Source organism: Klebsiella sp. BDA134-6, assembly GCF_015601345.1.
GTDB lineage: Bacteria > Pseudomonadota > Gammaproteobacteria > Enterobacterales > Enterobacteriaceae > Klebsiella > Klebsiella grimontii.
The window spans coordinates 169,934-187,574 of record NZ_CP064784.1 but is presented as its reverse complement, the minus strand read 5'-3'; the positions used below and the strand labels follow the sequence as shown (position 1 = coordinate 187,574).

14 protein-coding genes and 1 pseudogene are annotated in these 17,641 nt (G+C 55.4%); 3 read left to right on the top strand and 12 right to left on the bottom strand.

Going from position 1 to position 17,641, the window contains the following annotated elements; translation table 11 throughout:
• Positions 1 to 11 precede the first annotated feature (11 nt).
• The 11 genes from wzyE to trxA form a co-directional block, all read right to left on the bottom strand.
• The gene (gene wzyE / locus IYV58_RS00850; RefSeq protein WP_004127421.1) at positions 12 to 1,358 is read right to left on the bottom strand and encodes an ECA oligosaccharide polymerase; all 1,347 of its coding nucleotides are present in this window, start codon (positions 1,356 to 1,358) and stop codon (positions 12 to 14) included.
• On the bottom strand, positions 1,355 to 2,434 hold the full coding sequence (locus tag IYV58_RS00845; RefSeq protein ID WP_049115421.1) for a TDP-N-acetylfucosamine:lipid II N-acetylfucosaminyltransferase: 1,080 nt from the start codon (positions 2,432 to 2,434) through the stop codon (positions 1,355 to 1,357). Before IYV58_RS00845 ends, wzyE begins: the two co-directional genes overlap by 4 nt.
• Entirely contained in the window at positions 2,431 to 3,681 is a 1,251-nt protein-coding gene (gene wzxE / locus IYV58_RS00840; RefSeq protein ID WP_004127414.1) for a lipid III flippase WzxE, read from the bottom strand. The genes IYV58_RS00845 and wzxE overlap by 4 nt, the downstream gene beginning before the upstream one ends.
• 1 nt (position 3,682) lies before the next feature.
• Positions 3,683 to 4,813 carry a dTDP-4-amino-4,6-dideoxygalactose transaminase gene (gene rffA, locus IYV58_RS00835; protein ID WP_049115424.1) on the bottom strand — a complete coding sequence of 377 codons (1,131 nt, stop codon included), beginning with the start codon at positions 4,811 to 4,813 and terminating at the stop codon, positions 3,683 to 3,685.
• A gap of 4 nt (positions 4,814 to 4,817) precedes the next feature.
• A complete protein-coding gene (gene rffC / locus IYV58_RS00830; protein WP_195729370.1) occupies positions 4,818 to 5,492 on the bottom strand; it encodes a dTDP-4-amino-4,6-dideoxy-D-galactose acyltransferase in 675 nt (224 codons plus the stop codon).
• A gap of 78 nt (positions 5,493 to 5,570) precedes the next feature.
• Positions 5,571 to 6,833: a UDP-N-acetyl-D-mannosamine dehydrogenase gene (gene wecC / locus IYV58_RS00825; RefSeq protein WP_004127406.1), complete on the bottom strand. Its 1,263-nt coding sequence runs from the start codon at positions 6,831 to 6,833 to the stop codon at positions 5,571 to 5,573.
• On the bottom strand, positions 6,830 to 7,960 hold the full coding sequence (wecB, locus tag IYV58_RS00820) for a non-hydrolyzing UDP-N-acetylglucosamine 2-epimerase (RefSeq protein WP_004127395.1): 1,131 nt from the start codon (positions 7,958 to 7,960) through the stop codon (positions 6,830 to 6,832). Before wecB ends, wecC begins: the two co-directional genes overlap by 4 nt.
• Positions 7,961 to 8,016: 56 nt before the next feature.
• A complete protein-coding gene (wzzE, locus tag IYV58_RS00815; RefSeq protein WP_032741993.1) occupies positions 8,017 to 9,063 on the bottom strand; it encodes an ECA polysaccharide chain length modulation protein in 1,047 nt (348 codons plus the stop codon).
• 21 nt (positions 9,064 to 9,084) lie between these two features.
• A complete protein-coding gene (gene wecA / locus IYV58_RS00810; protein WP_004127391.1) occupies positions 9,085 to 10,179 on the bottom strand; it encodes a UDP-N-acetylglucosamine--undecaprenyl-phosphate N-acetylglucosaminephosphotransferase in 1,095 nt (364 codons plus the stop codon).
• 242 nt (positions 10,180 to 10,421) lie between these two features.
• Positions 10,422 to 11,681 (bottom strand): transcription termination factor Rho, encoded by a 1,260-nt coding sequence (gene rho / locus IYV58_RS00805; protein WP_002883293.1) that lies wholly within the window; start codon positions 11,679 to 11,681, stop codon positions 10,422 to 10,424.
• 329 nt (positions 11,682 to 12,010) lie between these two features.
• Complete coding sequence (trxA, locus tag IYV58_RS00800) at positions 12,011 to 12,340, bottom strand: thioredoxin TrxA (protein WP_004097507.1); 330 nt, start codon at positions 12,338 to 12,340, stop codon at positions 12,011 to 12,013.
• 341 nt (positions 12,341 to 12,681) lie between these two features.
• On the opposite strand from trxA, the pseudogene rhlB reads away from it, so the two are divergent.
• Both rhlB and gppA read left to right on the top strand, forming a co-directional pair.
• Positions 12,682 to 13,946, top strand: a pseudogene (rhlB, locus tag IYV58_RS00795) (ATP-dependent RNA helicase RhlB).
• Between the two features lie 114 nt (positions 13,947 to 14,060).
• Positions 14,061 to 15,557, top strand: coding sequence for a guanosine-5'-triphosphate,3'-diphosphate diphosphatase (gene gppA / locus IYV58_RS00790; protein ID WP_162626108.1), 1,497 nt, complete (start codon positions 14,061 to 14,063; stop codon positions 15,555 to 15,557).
• Between the two features lie 94 nt (positions 15,558 to 15,651).
• Here the strand turns inward: gppA and IYV58_RS00785 are convergent, their stop codons facing one another.
• Positions 15,652 to 16,392 carry a GntR family transcriptional regulator gene (locus IYV58_RS00785; protein WP_004127377.1) on the bottom strand — a complete coding sequence of 247 codons (741 nt, stop codon included), beginning with the start codon at positions 16,390 to 16,392 and terminating at the stop codon, positions 15,652 to 15,654.
• 220 nt (positions 16,393 to 16,612) lie between these two features.
• Between IYV58_RS00785 and IYV58_RS00780 the strand changes: the two genes are divergently transcribed.
• Positions 16,613 to 17,629, top strand: a complete 1,017-nt coding sequence (locus tag IYV58_RS00780; RefSeq protein WP_004127374.1) for an ADP-ribosylglycohydrolase family protein — start codon at positions 16,613 to 16,615, stop codon at positions 17,627 to 17,629.
• Positions 17,630 to 17,641: the final 12 nt, after the last annotated feature.

The following is a 17,641-nucleotide window of genomic DNA, read 5'->3' as shown; positions in this document are numbered from 1 at the left end:
GTACACCCTTATCAGACTTGAGGTTGCGTCAGCGGTTTAGCCCGCTTATGAATCAGCCCCACGCTATCCAGGAACCAGTACAGCAGTTTTGCCGCCAGCAGGCAGATCCCAAAGATGACGAGGAAAAAAACCACGCGGGAACCGAATGAATCCAGCCCTTCACGCGCCAGCACGATCATGTTGAAGATAGCGCCAAAACAGAAACTGTGCAGGATCGCCGCTTTATAGCGGTTCGTCTCCCGGTTGCCAAGCTCGTACAGCCAGTCAAACCATTTAATGATCAGCCCGACCGCCACCGCGCCCAGCGGGACGAACCAGACGCCGCCCATCACCACCAGCGAGCCAATCAGGGTCGGCGAAATCGCCAGGCCAGAATGGTTATTCAGCACGTCCCAGGTGAAATAGTTCGCGGTATTGAGCACCATTGTCGGACGACCGTGCCACAACCAGCTGGGGATAAAGACGTAAAAATCCCGGATGATGGGCGCCAGCCCCTGGAACTCGATCTTGTCGTAGTTTTGCAGCAGCAGGGCCAGGTTTTCCCACGGCGAGAAAGTATCGCGGGTCAGATAGAGGAAAGTATAAAACGCCTCATCGCCGCTGACGTTCATGCCATAGCGCTTGAGGGCCAGCCAGAACATACCGACGATACCCAGCACGCCCGCCGCCGCCAGCATCCACAGGCTGATCCAGCCGCGAATGATGCCGATAAACAGGAAAATGGCAAAAGCGATGATAATGTTCGCCCGAGTGCCGCCAACGATGGCGTAGGTCAGCAGGCCAAAGGCGACGGTGCTAACGAGGAAGAATATCCACGCTTTATAATCCTGACGCAGAAAATAGACCACCAGCATTGCCGGGATGAAAAAGTAGAAGAAACGCTTTAGCGCCACGCCGGAGACTTCGCTGGAGAATATCTGGCTATAGGAGTTGAGTTTGAATAACAGGAATCCGTTATGCGCAAAGAAGATGCCGACGCAAAGCAGCGCCAGCCCGAGTAAAATGCCCCAGGTCAGATGGGTCTCCACGCGATTCATCGTAAACAGCGGACGATGCGGATGGCCGTGCGCCGCCGAGCGTAGCCGCGTTTTGTAGGTGGCGTAGTAAACCGCATAAAAACAGACGGAAACCAACAGAGTTTGCAGCAGAATTTCCGGCGGGGCGACCGCGACGTCAAAGCGGAACACCAGAATACTGGTCAGCGGGAAGCCAAAGAAAAAGGTCAGCAGAAACAACAGCGAGAAAAAGACGTTGAAGTTGAAGCGTACGCGACGAAATTCAAAGTACGTGGCGGTGGCGATAAAGAGCGTCGACAGCAGCCAGACCAGCAGCAGCCCGCTAAATTGCATTAATGTCATGCATCCCCCCCCGCGGCAATCCGCAACGCGCGTCGCCAGCCCGTCAGATAATTCGGACGGAAGAAGGCGATCTGATTTTTATCCACACCGGCCAGCTGGCGCTGTGCTTCACGCACAACGCTCACGTCCAGCGCATCGCGGGTAAAGAGTACCGGAATATGCTGCTCCGACATATCCTGCCAGAAGGGATTATCCCGATTCAGCACGCAAGGGATGCCCGCCTGAATCAGCAGGCACAGCGTGCCGATACCCTGCTGACGGGCAAACAGGAAGTAGCCAAGATCGCAACGACGCAGCAGGGCCAGATAGTCATCAAACGCCAGCTTATCGCCCAGTACCTGAAGATGCTGCGGGCTGAACAGCGCCGCGCCGGCCGCGCGAACTTCATCGATATAGTCACTATTGTTGGCCGGATAGCCCATCGGCACGACGACATTGACCGTATCGCCGAACTGCTGATGAATCGCACGCAGCGCGGCGATGTGCTCATTGCTACGATCGCCGGAATTCCCCACCAGAATAGTCAGCGTGTCACCGCGCGGGGCGCTATCGGCGAGCGAATTCAGCGCCGGATCCATACGGGTCGGGAAGTAGAGCAGCTCACCCGGCACGCCCGAATGGCGGGCGGCGAACCAGCTCAGATCGCCGCGGGTAGCAAACACGCGCCCTACCCGGCCCTGCGCCATGCGCCGCAGGGGATAGAACAGACGAAACTTCAGGCTGGCGGAGTTCTCATACAGGTCCGCCCCCCAGATATGCCAGTTAAACTGCGCCGGGCGGATCCCGCCGCTGAGCAGCGCCAGCCACAGGCCGGTATTGAACTGGCCGTGAAAGAAAAAGCGCTGCTGCCGGTTCGCTTTTGCCAGCGCGATAACCGCCTGCGCCAGCGACTTTTTCCCCGGATAACAGCTGATGGAGAGCGCGGGATAGGCTGCGCGGATCCCTGTCTCCTCACCGACGACCATAAATATACGCGCCTGCTCGTCATCGACGGCCAGCTCATCATTAAAGAACCGCAGCACGGTCTGGTTGTGGTGCGGGATATCCGATCCCAGTACATGTATCAGTGCTGTCATGCCCGTTTACGCCAAAGTAAAAACACGCCGCTACAGAGAGCGAAATAAACAATATAGGTAGCCATATACGCCTGCGCCGCGCCGATTGCGCCATGCGCCGGGATAAGCCAGTGCGAGAATGCGGTCAACAGCGTGAACTGGCTGATTTCCGTCAGAATATAAAAACGCAGCGAGGCTTTGGCGATCACCAGATAGCCATAAACATAAGCCCCGACCTTTAACACATCGCCCACCAGCTGCCAGGCAAACAGATCGCGCATCGCCGTAAAACGGTCGGAAAAAAGTAGCCAGATAGCGAAATCACGCAGCAGCCACACCGTTAAGCTTGCTGCCGCCACCGCCGGGAGAACAAATTTTAACGATTTGCTAATCTCGCGGGTGATATCCGCTTTCGCCGTTAGCCGGGACAATGTCGGTAACAGATAAACGCTAAATGACGCGGTAATAAACTGTAGATAGGCGTCGGAGATGCTGCTCACCCCTTGCCAGATCCCCACCGCGTCCCAGCCATAGTGGGCCGCCAGCAGGTTACGCATCATCACATAGGCAACCGGCAGCGTCACCGAGGTAATCAGCGCCATCAGGGTAAATTTCGATAGCTGCCCCGCCAGGCCGTTGTCCCAGCGCGGGCACAGCGCGCTCAGCGGAATATTGCCGCGTCGCCACAGTACGAAGGCCGCCGGCACCACCACCAGCGCGGGCACCAGCGCCAGCCCCAACAATGCGCCCTGATAGCCGCCGAAACGGTAGCAGGCATAGTACGCCGCCACGCCAATCAGGCTCCCGGCGATAAGCGACAGCGCATTACCCGCCGCATCGCGAAAACCTTTCATCAGCGCTAACAAGAAATTCGCCCAGGCGATCCCCATCTGTACCAGGGCCACCAGCCGCACCAGGTTCTGGTAATGCTGATGGCCGAACAGCCCCTGGCTGATTGGCGCGGCCGCCAGCAGGAAGATCAGCGCCAACAGTGTAGAGAAACCCAGTACCATCGCCGAAGAGGTGCCAACGACGTTGTACAACTGCCGGCGATCGTCATGATGCTGGGCTACCAGCTTAGTGACGCCGTTAAATATCCCGGCCCCCGCCAGTACGCCAAGTACGGTCACCAGTTGGCGGAAGTTACCCGCCTGCCCCACCCCTGCCGGGCCGAACGACACGGCCAGCAGCTTAACCACCAGCAGACCGGCGCCGATTTTGACCAGCGTGGACGCCGCGGTCCACAGAGACGCTTTTGCCAGCGACATATCAGGAGAAATAGCTCAGCAGCGAGTTAATTACCGTGCGCTGGTTGACGTTCGACAGGTTGTAGAATAAAGGCAGACGCAGCAGGCGTTCGCTCTCCTGAGTGGTGTAGCGATCCGTCCCGTGGAACTCGCCGAAGGTTTCCCCGGCCGGGCAGCTGTGCAGCGGGATATAGTGGAACACCGCCAGAATTTCCGCCTCTTTCAGCCAGGCGATCAGCTTGCTGCGATCGTCAATATCGCGCAGCTTGATATAGAACATGTGCGCATTTTGCCCGCAGTCGGCAGGAACGATCGGCAGATCGATACGTCCAGCCCGCGCCAGCGGCAGCAGGGCATCATAGTAGTTCTGCCACAGCGCCAGGCGCTGCTGGTTAATCCGCTCCGCCGCTTCCAGCTGCGCCCACAGATAGGCGGCCTGTAAATCGGACATCAGATAGCTGGAGCCGATATCGCGCCAGGTATATTTATCCACCAGACCACGAAAAAACTGGCTGCGGTTGGTGCCTTTTTCACGAATAATCTCCGCGCGCTCGACCAGCTTGCGATCGTTAATCAGCGTCGCGCCACCTTCACCACCCGCGGTATAGTTTTTGGTTTCATGAAAGCTGAAGCAGCCAATATGGCCGATAGTACCGAGCGCCCGGCCTTTATAAGTCGACATCACGCCCTGCGCGGCATCCTCCACCACAAACAGATTATGCTTGCTGGCGATAGCCATAATAGTGTCCATCTCGCAGGCCACGCCGGCGTAGTGAACCGGCACAATCGCGCGGGTTTTCTCGGTAATGGCCGCTTCAATCAGCGTCTCATCGATATTCATGGTATCGCGACGAATATCAACGAAGACGATTTTCGCGCCGCGCAGCACAAAGGCGTTGGCGGTGGAGACGAAGGTGTAGCTCGGCATAATCACTTCATCGCCCGGCTGGATATCCAGCAGCAGCGCCGCCATCTCCAGCGAAGCGGTGCAGGACGGCGTCAGCAGCGCTTTCACGGTGCCGAAACGCTGCTCCATCCACTGCTGGCAGCGGCGGGTAAAACCGCCATCGCCGCACAGCTTGCCACTGCCCATCGCGGACTGCATATAATCAAGTTCGGTTCCCACCACCGGCGGCGCGTTAAATGGAATCATCATGTCACCTGTATAACCAGTACGCGGTGCTTTCGATATTCGCACCGCTAAGAATGTAACGTTTAAGCGCGGCGGTGTTACCCATCTGGGTCACCACCCGCAGTGTCGTCAGCCCACGCAGCGCGGCCCAGCGCTGGGCTGCTTGCATTAATTCCGCTCCTGCGCCGCGTCCGGCCAGCAGGCCAATTCTCGCCTCGCGCTCGCTGAGCTGGCGCAGGGAGACAAACGCGCGAATATCACCATCAGGGGCGCGAAACACCAGACACTGATGATCGAAAGTCCCACGCACCGCATTTTCAATCCACTGGGCATAGAAGCGGGCGCTGGCATCGGCTGCGTACCAGGGCGCGCGAAAACGGCTCTGCGCAAAGGCCAACGCCGCCAGTTCTCGCAGCCGGGGAATATCCACCTCGGTCGCCAGCTCGGCACCGCTATCATCTGAAGCCGCAGGCGAAAGCGCGAGATCGACCTCGCCCTCCACCAGCCGGAAGCCCAATGCCTGCAGCGCGTCCAGACGCGCAATATCATCCGCCGCGACTTTCGCCTGCACCCGCGACCATCCGGCCAGCGCTTGCGCCGTCAGCGGCGGCGCATCGTCGCCAAAACGTACGATGGCGCTATTGACGCCGAAGAAGCGGTTTTCCCATTCAAGGGGTTCAATACTGGCGCGGGCGGGCATAAAACAGGTCTGTTAAGTTTTGATCGTGATGAAAGCGCGCGAAACTCCGGGCACCTTCGTCTTTGACCAGACGCTTTCTCACCGCCACACCCCTTTGGTATCGACGATAAACTGCTGGCTCACGCTGTCACCGCTCATCGCTTTAAATTCTTTATGATCGACCAGCATCACCAGCACATCGGCGCTCGCCAGCGCTTCGTCAAGCGTCGCCAGAGCGCACAGTCCGTCGAGCTTTTTCGGCAGCTGATGAATATTTGGCTCAACGACCAGGGTTTCGCCGCCGTGCCAGCGGGCGATTTGCGCGGCAATAGCCATTGCCGGGCTTTCGCGCAGGTCATCAATATTCGGCTTAAACGCGAGGCCAAAACAGGCGATTTTTAGCTCGCTGGCGCGTTTGTTGCTCACCGCGAGACAGTCGGCGACTCGCGCTTTCACCTGGTCGATTACCCATTCTGGTTTGTGGTCGTTGACTTCACGCGCGGTCCGGATAAGTCGAGCTTGCTGCGGGTTCTGCGCCACGATAAACCACGGGTCGACCGCGATACAGTGGCCGCCAACGCCCGGGCCCGGCTGAAGAATATTGACGCGCGGATGACGATTCGCCAGGCGAATCAGCTCCCAGACGTTAATCCCCTGATCGGCGCAAATTAGCGAAAGTTCATTGGCAAAAGCGATATTAACGTCACGGAAGCTGTTTTCAGTCAGCTTACACATCTCGGCAGTGCGCGAGTTGGTCACCACGCATTCGCCTTCAAGGAAGATTTTATACAGCTCGCTAGCGCGGGCCGAGCACACCGGCGACATGCCGCCAATCACGCGATCGTTTTTAATCAGCTCAACCATCACCTGCCCCGGCAAAACGCGCTCCGGACAGTAGGCAATATTGACGTCAGCCGCTTCGCCAGCCTGCTGTGGGAAACTCAGATCGGGGCGCATTTCCGCCAGCCAGCCAGCCATCTGCTCGGTTGCCCCCACCGGCGATGTGGACTCAAGGATAACCAGCGAGCCTTTCTTCAGCGTCGGCGCGATAGATTTAGCCGCCGATTCGACGAAAACCATATCCGGTTCGTGCAGATCTTTAAACGGCGTCGGCACCGCAATAAGATAGGCGTCGGCTTCTACCGGCGCGGTAGTGGCGCTCAGGTAGCCCTGTTCGACCGCCGTTTTGACGACGCTCGCCAGATCCGGCTCCACGATATGAATTTCTCCACGGTTAATGGTCTCCACGGCGTGTTGATTAATATCAACGCCGACCACCCGCTTTTGCCGGGAGGCGAACGCGGCAGCGGTTGGCAGGCCAATATATCCAAGGCCAATCACTGAAATGGTAGAAAAATTCATAGCGTTACCTGATTATTTTTAAGTGCAGACAAAATACGATGACACGCTTGTCCATCGCCGTACGGGTTATGCGCCCGGCTCATGGCCTGATACGCGGACTCATCTTGCAGCAAGCGCGTGACTTCATTGACGATGCGTTGGCTATCGGTTCCCACCAGGCACACGGTGCCCGCGCTAACCGCTTCCGGACGCTCGGTCATGTCACGCATCACCAGCACCGGCTTACCGAGCGATGGCGCTTCTTCCTGGATACCGCCGGAATCGGTCAGGATCAACCATGCGCGATTCATCAGCCAGACGAACGGTAGATAATCCTGCGGCTCAATAAGCATGACGTTCTCAACGTGGCCGAGAATACGCTTAACCGGCTCGCTGACGTTCGGGTTCAGATGAACCGGATAGACAATTTGTACGTCCGGGTTGTTAGCGGCGATCTCCGCCAGCGCATGGCAGATTTGCTCAAAACCACGGCCAAAGCTTTCCCGACGGTGCCCGGTGACCAGAATCATCTTTTTGCCGTTGGCGAGGAAGGGATAGCGCTGAGTCAGCTCGTTGCGCAGGACTTCATCGCTCAACACCCGGTCGCGCACCCAGAACAGCGCGTCAATAACCGTATTGCCGGTTACCGCGATCCGATTGTCGGCGATGTTTTCCCGCAGCAGGTTCTGCCGCGAGGTTTCCGTCGGCGCAAAGTGGTACGTTGCCAGATGCCCGGTCAACGTACGATTCCCCTCTTCCGGCCACGGCGAGCTCAGATCGCCCGTACGCAGCCCGGCTTCCACGTGCCCTACCGGAATGCGCTGATAAAAAGCGGCCAGGCTTGCCGCCATCGTCGTGGTGGTATCGCCATGCACCAGCACCACGTCCGGCTTAAACGACTCCAGCACCGGCTTTAAACCCTCAAGGATACGGCAGGTAATCTCCGTCAACCCCTGGCCCGGCTGCATAATGTTAAGGTCGTATTCCGGAACAATAGAAAAAAGTTTCAACACCTGATCGAGCATCTCCCGATGCTGCGCGGTCACGCAAACTTTCGCCTCAAAATGAGGATCCTTTGCCAGCGCATGAACCAGAGGCGCCATTTTGATAGCTTCTGGTCTCGTGCCAAATACCGTTAGTACTTTCACATCGATTCTCTTCGATTAGGTGATAAAGGCTGAATGTCCTTCACCACGGGCCGCATTCACTGGACACGGCGACGCGATAACGCAACGCCTGCGCCGATGAGCGCGCCCACAATCCCCCACATCACCATCAGAAACACGCGGCGCGGGCTATCGCGTTTTACCGGTTCTTCAGGCGTTCGCAAATACCTGTAAGTCTGAAAACGCGGATCCAGGGTCGGCCCAACGTTTAATGTCGTTAGCATGGCGCGGCTTTGGTCATAATCAAGATCGTACTCCGGCCCCACCGCCTGCAGGTTTTCCAGTCGGGCCTGTAGCATCGGCCGTCCCAGTAAAAACAGCTCTGAATCCGGCAACTGGTCTGGTGGAATATCGGTTTCGCTGCGGGAGATATTGTGCTGCTGGGCGACTTTCAGCGCCTGTTCCACGCTATGCATGCGACGATTGAAAATCTCTCGCGCCACCTCTTCCTGACGCTTCACCTGCGCTTTCATCTGGATGGTACGCGCGGCCCAGGCGCCTTTAAGCTCGTCATTCAGATGCCCTGCCGCACGCTGGCTGGCGAAAGCCACATACTGGCGCAGCAGATTATTGGCATCCGGCGCGGTTTCTGCCGTCAGCTTCACGCTATCGTTGATGCTTTTTAGCGCATCGCCGGGCATAAACTGGATATCGTTAATCAGGTCATCCAGCAGAGCGGCATCGGCGCGAGCGTTACCCGACTGGCGCTGCTTGTAGTAGTCCGTTTGCAGCCAGAAGTCGCGGCGGGTATCCCATGACGCCTGCTGCATGATGAACTCTTTATAAGCTTCATCCATTACCGAAGGCTGATCGACCGAGACGAGATTGGCCTTGATATCGAGATTGCGTAAAAACTGCTGTTGCGAATAGTATCCCCCCAGCATGTTTACCGTTGGCCGATCGGTAATCGCCGTCGCGCTCCACTCCTGGCGAGCAAAAAAGGTATAAACCAGAACAACCAGTGCAAAGAGCACTGCGATACCTGCTATCCAGCTTTTTCCTGCCCATAAGGCGCGAAACAGCCCGCGAATATCCAGCTCATTCTCAACGTTCACTGTTTGTGCTCCCGGTAATGGTTGAGTCATCACGTCCCCAGATTGATTTGGTTAATTTGGATTATTGCCGCTGTGTCGCCGAATTCTGCGTCTAATACGTTTAACCATGCGCGCCACTTTCCAGGCGCGTTTAATGCAGTAGCCATAAAGAAAGAAGGCTACCAAAAAGAGTATTAACATCACCCATTCCGGCACAATGCGGGTGTATTCCGCCACCACGCCAACCAGAGCCAGCAGCGCGGCGGCCAGAGTGATCAGGACAAACGCCTGGCGGGAAGTAAACCCGGCGCGCATGATTAAGTGATGAATATGCTGACGGTCCGGGGAGAATGGACTCATCCCTTTACGCAAGCGACGGTACATAATCGCCACCATATCCATCAATGGGATAGCAATAATCCACAGCGCCGTGACCGGGCTAATAGGATGCGTCTTTCCCTGCGTGGTCTCCAGCAGGATCCAGATGATAGTGAAGCCAATCATGGTGCTGCCGGCATCACCCATAAAGACCTTATAGCGACGGCCAAGCGCACCGAGGTTAAGTAAAATATAGGGCAAAATGGCGGCAATCATCGCAAAACACCACATCGCCAGGCTGTACTGGCCATCAAACCACAGGATGATGCCCGTTGCCGCGAAAGAGACGGAGGACAGGCCGCCAAGCAGCCCATCAATACCATCTACCATATTGAAAGCATTGATCGCCGCCCAAACGGCGAACAGCGTGAGGAAGAAGCCAAAGGGGCCGAGCACCAGCTCCCATGAGCCGAATATAAAACCGAGGCTACTAAGATGAAGATTTCCCACCATCATCATAATGACGGCGATAGCGGCCTGAATAACCGCGCGAATTTTTACGCTGATATCAAAGCGGTCGTCCAGCGCGCCGACCAGCACAAGCACCCCGGCACACCCCAGGTATAACCTTGCGTGGGGAATGTAATAGTCGGCGATGGCAAACGTAAAACAAATACCTGCGAAAACTGAAATACCACCAACTAACGGAATCAAACCCTGATGCCGTTTGCGATAGTTAGGTTTATCCACCAGCCCAACTCTTTTTGCCGCCTTGCGAGCGATAAATATAAACAGGGTAGTGAATAAGAAAATACTGATTAATTCAGTAATAGCAGTGAGTAAATTCACAACGCATGTGCTCTCAGCATAGTTAATCCGGGAAGTATAACGATGATGCCTCAACTCCAGAAGGGGCAAAGCAGAACATTACAAATTTATTGTAGAAATTTTAGACTGTTAAAGCTGTCTCTGCCTGCCATCATCCTGCACACATCATACGTTAACACCCATTTTGTTTTCCCTTGCTGGATCATACAAACCCGGAAAACAAAACGCCACGCAATAGCGTGGCGTTTTCTGGCATTTTTAACTTACGAGCGCTTCATCATATCGAAGAAGTCATCGTTAGTTTTGGTCATCGCCAGTTTATTGATGAGGAATTCCATCGCGTCGATTTCACCCATCGGGTGAATGATTTTACGCAGGATCCACATCTTCTGCAGCTCTTCCTGAGTGGTGAGCAGCTCTTCTTTACGGGTACCGGAACGGTTGTAGTCGATAGCCGGGAAGACGCGTTTTTCTGCGATCTTACGAGAGAGATGAAGCTCCATGTTACCGGTGCCTTTAAACTCTTCGTAGATAACTTCGTCCATTTTAGAACCGGTATCGATCAGCGCCGTAGCGATGATGGTCAGGCTACCGCCCTCTTCCACGTTACGCGCGGCGCCGAAGAAACGCTTCGGACGATGCAGGGCGTTGGCGTCCACACCACCGGTCAACACTTTACCGGAGGCCGGGACCACGGTGTTGTAGGCACGCGCCAGACGGGTAATGGAGTCGAGCAGGATGATAACGTCTTTCTTATGCTCAACCAGACGCTTCGCCTTCTCGATAACCATCTCGGCAACCTGAACGTGGCGGGATGCCGGCTCGTCAAAGGTCGAAGCGACAACTTCACCTTTAACCAGACGCTGCATCTCGGTCACTTCTTCCGGACGTTCGTCGATCAGCAGTACCATCAGTACGCAATCAGGATGGTTGTAAGCAATGCTCTGCGCGATGTTCTGCAGCAGCATGGTTTTACCGGCCTTCGGCGGCGCGACAATCAGACCACGCTGGCCGCGACCGATCGGCGATGCCAGATCCAGTACGCGGGCGGTTAAGTCTTCCGTCGAGCCGTTACCACGTTCCATACGCAGACGTGAATTTGCGTGCAGCGGGGTTAAGTTCTCGAACAGAATCTTGTTACGCGCGTTTTCCGGCTTATCGTAGTTAACTTCGTTAACTTTCAACAACGCAAAGTAACGCTCACCCTCTTTAGGAGGACGAATCTTACCGGAAATGGTGTCACCAGTGCGGAGGTTGAAGCGGCGGATTTGGCTGGGGGATACGTAGATGTCGTCGGGACCGGCGAGGTAGGAGCTGTCTGCTGAACGGAGGAAACCAAATCCATCCTGCAGTATCTCCAGTACGCCATCGCCAAAGATATCCTCGCCACTCTTCGAATGCTGCTTGAGGATGGCAAAAATAATATCCTGCTTACGCATACGGGCCAGGTTTTCCAGCCCCATATTTTCGCCGAGAGTAATCAGCTCAGAAACCGGCGTATTCTTTAATTCGGTAAGATTCATAATGGTGTGGGTTCTTAAACTCGGGGTGATTCTCGAACTTAATGTTGTGAATGGTATGGCAGGAACATCCATGCCTGTTAACGGCCTTCATCTCGTGTCTGTACGTTGCCTGGTCACAGGAAAGAACGCAGAACTGAAACGACTAAACGGAATGAGTGATAAGCCCGGCTTATAAGCCTCACGCGCATTTTTGCGGGACGCTTTGGGTAAAACAAGATTCAAACAAAGGTATGTTTAAAACGAAGTCTGAGATTAACTTAGCACGACTCTCGCCGGGCGTCCAGAGATCCGCAAAAAATTGGACGCTGGACGCCGGCAGAGCAAGCCGCTTACGCCAGGTTGGCGTCGAGGAACTCTTTTAACTGGCCTTTAGACAGCGCGCCAACTTTGGTCGCTGCAACTTCGCCATTTTTGAACAGCAGCAGGGTCGGAATGCCGCGAATGCCGTATTTCGGCGCGGTACCCGGGTTCTGATCGATGTTCAGTTTCGCAATGGTCAGTTTGCCCTGATACTCTTCAGCGATCTCATCCAGAATCGGGGCGATCATTTTGCACGGACCACACCACTCTGCCCAGAAATCGACGAGGGTTAGCCCGTCAGCCTTGAGTACGTCCGTGTCAAAACTGTCGTCAGTCAGGTGAATAATTTTATCGCTCATATTTAACTCCACAGGAATAAGCCTGGTGTGTTGGTGTCGCGGCCATCAACGACGTGTCGATGCTACGTTATGCACGCTGTTCTTCAGAATGCCCCTTTTATCGATCTGCGTCACAATGTCCATCATGAACTTTGCCCCACAAAAGATAAAGCAACCCGCGTTCAAACCGGCTTATCGCAGATTTGTCACCCTCGCCTCGCTTAGTAGTCTAAGCTTTCGAAGATTCGTTCAGTTGCCGCAGACGCACCTTGAATAATTTCATACATAGCCAACGAAAGGTTGACGTTATTTCACCGGATACGCTTTCTTAATGCAATAGTTAGCTGATATTCTACCACACTATGAGCAAAACACATTTAACAGAACAGAAGTTTTCCGACTTCGCCCTGCACCGGCAGTGATTGAAGCCCTTGAAAAAAAAGGGTTTCATAATTGCACACCCATCCAGGCACTCGCCCTCCCGCTTACGCTGGAAGGTCGCGATGTCGCCGGGCAGGCGCAAACCGGTACCGGTAAAACGATGGCGTTTCTGACGTCAACGTTTCATTATCTTCTCACTCACCCGGCGATCGCTGACCGCCAGGTCAACCAGCCGCGCGCGCTGATCATGGCGCCGACGCGTGAACTGGCGGTACAGATTCATGCTGACGCCGAACCGCTGGCGCAGGCTACCGGTCTGAAACTGGGCCTTGCTTACGGCGGCGACGGCTACGATAAGCAGCTGAAAGTGCTGGAAAGCGGCGTGGATATTTTGATCGGCACCACCGGTCGCCTTATCGACTACGCCAAACAGAACCATATTAACCTCGGCGCCATTCAGGTTGTCGTACTTGACGAAGCCGATCGCATGTACGATCTCGGCTTTATTAAAGATATCCGTTGGCTGTTCCGCCGTATGCCGCCGGCGAATCAGCGCCTGAACATGCTGTTCTCTGCCACCCTTTCTTATCGCGTCCGTGAACTGGCGTTCGAACAAATGAACAACGCCGAGTACGTCGAAGTTGAGCCTGAGCAGAAAACGGGCCACCGTATTAAAGAAGAGCTGTTCTATCCTTCCAACGAAGAAAAAATGCGCCTCCTGCAGACCTTGCTTGAAGAAGAGTGGCCGGATCGCGCGATTATTTTCGCCAACACCAAGCATCGTTGTGAAGATATCTGGGGTCACCTGGCGGCGGACGGCCATCGCGTTGGTCTGTTGACCGGCGACGTCGCGCAGAAAAAACGCCTGCGCATTCTCGATGAATTTACCCGCGGCGATATCGACATTCTGGTCGCAACCGACGTTGCCGCCCGCGGTCTGCATATTCCGGCCGTTACGCACGTCTTTAACTACGACCTGCCGGACGATTGCGAAGACTACGTTCACCGTATTGGCCGTACCGGCCGCGCTGGCGCCAGCGGTCACTCCATCAGCCTGGCCTGTGAAGAGTACGCGCTGAACCTGCCGGCGATTGAAACCTATATTGGCCATTCAATTCCAGTCAGCAAATACAATTCTGACGCACTCATGACCGAACTGCCCAGACCGCTGCGCCTCACGCGCCCGCGTCCTGGCAACGGCCCGCGTCGTAACGGCCCACCACGTAATCGTCGTCGTTCAGGTTAAAGCAATATGTCATACACAAAATCATGCAAGTTGCATCAAGGCGGCAAGAGAACGAATCCCGAGGAGCCGCGCTCCGGGAAAAAGCATGCAGCCAACGCAGAGGCAGCTTGAAGGATGAAGTGTATGAGTTCCACCTCGCTCTATGCAGCTATCGATCTTGGCTCCAATAGCTTTCATATGTTGGTTGTACGCGAGGTCGCCGGGAGCATCCAGACCCTCAGCCGTATCAAACGCAAAGTCCGTCTGGCCGCTGGCCTCAACGGCGACAACACGCTCTCTGCCGAAGCCATGGAGCGCGGCTGGCAATGCTTGCGCCTGTTCGCCGAGCGTTTGCAGGATATCCCCCCGACGCAAATCCGCGTGGTCGCCACAGCGACGCTGCGCCTGGCGGTTAACGCCGGTGAGTTTCTGGAAAAAGCGCGGGAAATCCTCGGCTGCGCGGTGCAGGTTATCAGCGGCGAAGAGGAAGCACGCCTGATTTATCAGGGCGTCGCGCATACCACTGGCGGCGCGGATCAGCGTCTGGTCGTGGATATTGGCGGCGCCAGCACCGAACTGGTTACCGGTACCGGCGCGCAAACCACCTCGCTTTTTAGCCTGTCGATGGGCTGCGTGACCTGGCTGGAACGATACTTCGCCGATCGCAGCCTGACCAAAGAAAACTTTGACCAGGCCGAAACCGCCGCGCGTGAAGTTTTGCGTCCCGTCGCCGATGTTCTGCGCTATCACGGCTGGAAAGTGTGCGTCGGGGCTTCCGGTACGGTCCAGGCGTTACAGGAAATCATGATGGCGCAGGGGATGGATGAACGCATCACCTTAGCCAAGCTACAGCAGCTCAAACAGCGCGCGATTCAGTGCGGTCGGCTGGAGGAGCTGGAGATCGAAGGTCTGACCCTTGAACGGGCGCTCGTCTTTCCTAGCGGGCTGGCGATTCTTATGGCCATCTTCAGCGAGCTGAATATTCAGTGTATGACGCTCGCCGGCGGCGCACTGCGTGAAGGTTTGGTATACGGCATGCTGCACCTGTCGATCGATCAGGATATTCGCAGTCGTACCTTACGCAATATTCAGCGCCGGTTTCTGGTTGATACCGAACAGGCACAGCGCGTTGCCCAACTGGCCGCCCATTTCGTTCATCAGGTGGAAAACAGCTGGGAAATTGAGCCGCTATGCTTCGATTTGCTGCAAAGCGCCTGCCAGCTGCATGAAATCGGTCTGAGCGTGGAATACAAGCAGGCGCCTCTGCATGCCGCCTGGCTGGTGCGCAATCTCGACCTGCCAGGATTTACCCCCGCGCAGAAGAAGCTGCTGGCGACCCTGCTGTTAAACCAAACCAGCACCGTCGACCTTTCTTCCCTTCATCAACAAAACGCGGTTCCGCCGAGAGTCGCGGAGCATATGTGTCGTCTGCTGCGTCTGGCTATTCTGTTTGCCAGCCGCCGACGCGACGATCTGCTGCCGATGATTACGCTGGCTGCCGTTGATGAAAGTTTGACGCTAACGCTGCCGCAGGGCTGGCTGGAGAATCATCCGCTGGGTCGGGAAATGGTCGAACAGGAGTGCCAGTGGCAGAGCTACGTTCACTGGCCGCTTCGGCTTAACGAGCAGTAAGTCGTCGGATATTATCCGCTCTTACATAAAGCGATTGCGGGTTTCATACACCGACCATGCCAAACGGTAATGAACGATAACTGGCCGACTGCGCTTATTGCAGCTTCACTCTGAAATCAAAATTAAAGTAATTGCTCAGGCAGAAAGCGGTACCGTACTCAAGCACCTCGCCTTGGGCATTACGACTTTTCAGCGTAATTTTCATCAATGGCACACCCTGCGGCAGGTCGAGCAAATTCAGCTCTTCCGCCGAAGGAATATGCACCGTCAGCGAGTAATCCTGAAGATCGGGATAAATAGCATTTTCCGCCCAGTGCGCGTACAGCGACCCTTCGAGTAAATCCGGGCGGGGTAAGAAACGCTCGGGAATAAACATGGTTTCGATAGACACCGGAAGGGCATCGACCAGACGTACGCGTTTGATTTTCGCCACTCGATCGCCGACGGCGATCTCCAGCTGACGAGCCAGAAAATCATCCGCCGCCAGCTTTTCCCGCACCAGCCATCGATTGGACACCGTTCCTGAATTTTGTAGCTGGGCAGAAAATCCGCCGCTGGCAAGGTTATAGCTTACCGGCAGATTCACCTCGGTACCTTTTCCATGGCGCTTAATCACCAGCCCAGCTTCCAGCAGCGCATCAAGGGCCTTAACCACCGTCACGCGCGACAATTCCAGGGTCTGAGACATTTTGCGCTCGGAGGGCAGAATGCTGCCGTGCGTCAATAAACGCTCGGTCATCGCAGCTTCAATAGCTTGTTTAAGCTGAATATAAAGCGGCGCGGGAGCCTCTGCATTCAGACGCCCTTTTATATACTCAAGCAATGGTTGCGACATAATTTCATGGCCTTGCGGAATTCAGTGACAGTGGATTTATCATAGTGGATCCATACTGGAATCAATAGCCCCATCATAACGTCGCCCCATTCATTTTTACGTCGCTTTTTTCTCTCAGAATGCGCCTGCGATCACAGCATAACTATAAAGGACTTTAACTGGACTTAATCTGGATCTATTTTTAGATTAACTTTTATTCATTTCTTCCAGGGAGTCGACGATGTCTGATATTCGCCCTACCTATATTGCCGAAAGCCGCATCCTTGGCTGTCTTTATGGGCAAGCCATCGGTGATGCGATGGGCATGCCCTCTGAACTGTGGCCTAAACGTCGAATCATTAACCATTTTGGCTGGATTGAACGCTTTCTTCCCGGGCCGAAAGAGAATATTGCGGCCTGCGAATTTCGCGCCGCCGAGTTCACGGATGACACCCATCAGTGTATCGCGCTGATGGATGCGCTCGATGAACACAACGGCGTGACCGATCCACTGACTATCGCCAGACACATTCTGCTGTGGGCCCGACGCTGCAAGGCATTCGAGAAAAATATTCTCGGCCCAACCTCAAAAGCTTCTCTGATCGCGCTCGAACAGGGGCAACCGCTGGATGAGATCGCGGCCAACGGCGTGACCAACGGCGCGGCAATGCGCGTGGCGCCGATGGGTTGTCGACTACCAACCGGGGACAGGGCCTTTTTCATTGAGCAAGTGCGGCTATCCTGCCTGCCGACGCACAAATCAGACATCGCCATCGCCGGCGCGGTGGTCGTTGCCTGGGCTATCAGCCGCGCCATTGAAGGAGCCGGGTGGCCGTTAATTAAAACCGAGTTGTCGTCGCTGGCAAATGAAACCCAGCGCCATTACGAGTCCACTTTTAGTCCACTTCTTGGGAACCGTATCCACCTGGCGCTGGAAACGATTGCCGGGGAGAATGACCACCTGACAGGTATTGAACGTATTTATGAGGATATCGGCGCCGGTATGGATATTATCGAGTCCGTCCCCGCAGCGATTGCGCTGGTCGAGCTGGCAAAAACGCAGCCCATGAAATGCGCTATGCTGGCAGCCAATTTAGGCGGCGACACCGACACTATTGGCGCGATGGCAACCGCCATTTGCGGCGCGCTTCATGGCATAGAGGCTTTTCCTGAAGAACCTGTACAACAGATTAAGCAGGCCAACAGCATCGACTTCGCGCCTTACGCACGGCGGCTTGCAGAATACCGCTTCGCATAATTCACAGAGGGC

What these genes read in the sequence shown, in the direction of transcription:
- wzyE (WP_004127421.1), bottom strand. Translation starts at nt 1,358, where the DNA reads ATGACATTAATGCAATTTAGCGGGCTGCTGCTGGTCTGGCTGCTGTCG.
- IYV58_RS00845 (WP_049115421.1), bottom strand. Translation starts at nt 2,434, where the DNA reads ATGACAGCACTGATACATGTACTGGGATCGGATATCCCGCACCACAAC.
- wzxE (WP_004127414.1), bottom strand. Translation starts at nt 3,681, where the DNA reads ATGTCGCTGGCAAAAGCGTCTCTGTGGACCGCGGCGTCCACGCTGGTC.
- rffA (WP_049115424.1), bottom strand. Translation starts at nt 4,813, where the DNA reads ATGATTCCATTTAACGCGCCGCCGGTGGTGGGAACCGAACTTGATTAT.
- rffC (WP_195729370.1), bottom strand. Translation starts at nt 5,492, where the DNA reads ATGCCCGCCCGCGCCAGTATTGAACCCCTTGAATGGGAAAACCGCTTC.
- wecC (WP_004127406.1), bottom strand. Translation starts at nt 6,833, where the DNA reads ATGAATTTTTCTACCATTTCAGTGATTGGCCTTGGATATATTGGCCTG.
- wzzE (WP_032741993.1), bottom strand. Translation starts at nt 9,063, where the DNA reads ATGACTCAACCATTACCGGGAGCACAAACAGTGAACGTTGAGAATGAG.
- rho (WP_002883293.1), bottom strand. Translation starts at nt 11,681, where the DNA reads ATGAATCTTACCGAATTAAAGAATACGCCGGTTTCTGAGCTGATTACT.
- trxA (WP_004097507.1), bottom strand. Translation starts at nt 12,340, where the DNA reads ATGAGCGATAAAATTATTCACCTGACTGACGACAGTTTTGACACGGAC.
- gppA (WP_162626108.1), top strand. Translation starts at nt 14,061, where the DNA reads ATGAAGTGTATGAGTTCCACCTCGCTCTATGCAGCTATCGATCTTGGC.
- IYV58_RS00785 (WP_004127377.1), bottom strand. Translation starts at nt 16,392, where the DNA reads ATGTCGCAACCATTGCTTGAGTATATAAAAGGGCGTCTGAATGCAGAG.
- IYV58_RS00780 (WP_004127374.1), top strand. Translation starts at nt 16,613, where the DNA reads ATGTCTGATATTCGCCCTACCTATATTGCCGAAAGCCGCATCCTTGGC.